The sequence below is a fragment of the Microbacterium gubbeenense DSM 15944 genome, from assembly GCF_000422745.1.
GTDB classification, from domain to species: Bacteria; Actinomycetota; Actinomycetes; order Actinomycetales; family Microbacteriaceae; genus Microbacterium; species Microbacterium gubbeenense.
On the sequence record NZ_AUGQ01000069.1, the window covers coordinates 1 to 1,349 of the forward strand.

The 1,349-nt window shown below is 66.9% G+C and carries 2 protein-coding genes; both read right to left on the minus strand.

The genetic code is table 11. The annotated features are described in order from the left end of the window. Positions 1-9: 9 nt before the first annotated feature. Positions 10-960 (minus strand): integrase core domain-containing protein, encoded by a 951-nt coding sequence (locus tag G510_RS0113340; RefSeq protein WP_029154010.1) that lies wholly within the window; start codon positions 958-960, stop codon positions 10-12. Continuing rightward, positions 957-1,274 (minus strand): transposase, encoded by a 318-nt coding sequence (locus tag G510_RS0113345; RefSeq protein ID WP_029154011.1) that lies wholly within the window; start codon positions 1,272-1,274, stop codon positions 957-959. The genes G510_RS0113340 and G510_RS0113345 overlap by 4 nt, the downstream gene beginning before the upstream one ends. Between the last annotated feature and the right edge of the window lie 75 nt (positions 1,275-1,349).

Here is a 1,349-nt window from a genome sequence, read left to right on the forward strand (position 1 = left end):
TGTCCCGCGTCAAGTAGTTGGCAGGATTTCTTCGATTTCGAAGTTGGGGATGGTGGGGTGCGCGTGGCCGGCGTAGACGTCGGCGGGTCGGTTCCAGGCGATCGCTTCGTGCGGGCGGACGTGGTTGTAGTCGTGCCGGTAGGCGTCGATCTGATCGACGAGGGTCAGGCCGTCGTCGATTTCCTCGCGGAACAGCCACTCGTACTTCATCGTCCCGAAGCCGCGTTCGCGTGACCCGTTCTGACCCGGCGTTCGCACTCTCGTGCGGACGTGGCGGATCTCAGGGTGTGCGGCGATGAACGCTTCGAACGTGAATGAGCGGAACGGGCCGCCGTTGTCAGTGACGATCGTCAGAACCGGGAGCAACTCTCCGGTGGCGTCGTCGACCTGACAGTCGTCGATCAGCGGGTGGCCGATCAGCCGCTCCGCTTCGGCGAGAGCGAGTTCGACCGCGGTGACGGCGTCGTGCTTGTTCGCTGTCGGGGACACGTGCGCGTCGAACTCGTACTTGGCCCAGTAGTCCCGGCACGACGCGATCCGCCACGTCCCGCCGGTCGTGGTCTCGTACTCGGAGAAGTCGAGTTGCCAGACCTGGTTCGGGCCCGTCGGCGTCTTCGCGAACGCCGCCTTGCGGCGCTCGGCGAGCTTGCGGCGCTCCCGCTGGTAGTTCGCCTCCAGGATCAAGCCCTCGTCACGCAGCAGGCGCAGCACGGTCGCCTGCGAGACCCGGTACCCGTCGTGGCGGGTCATCGCCCAGACTTTCCGGTGCCCCCACGCCGGGTGAGCGGTCGCGTGAGCGATCACGACGTCGCGCACGGCGATGCGGGACGGCTGCGGCCATGGGCCCTTCGGCGGCCGATCGGTGCGGGCCTTGGCCTGCCAGCGCCGCCATGTCCGTTCGGGCATGTCGATGAGCTGGCAGAACCTCGCGGTCGACATGCCCGCGTCAGTGCGGATCACCTCGAGGTCCTCGAAGGGCCCAGGCGGCCCTCCGCGCTCTTCTTCCACACCCGGATCTCGACCGCCGCTTCACCGAGGGCCTGGGTGAGCTCGGCGACCTCGTCCTCGAGCTGCTGCTCCCGAGAGGTGGGCTTGGACTTGCCCGCCTCGATACCGGCCTTGCCGCCCTCAAGGAACTGCCGCTTCCAGTTCCCGATGGCCTGCTCGGAGACCTTCTCGCGGCGGGCGGCCTCAGCGATCGAGATCTCGCCCTGCAACACGGACAACACGATGCGGAGCTTCTTCTCCGCGGGGATCGTCGGGGGACGACTCATGATGATTCAGACCTTTCGATAGGGGGCGCTGCCTCAGCAACTAACTACCCCTGCCACATAGTCTGACGCGCGACA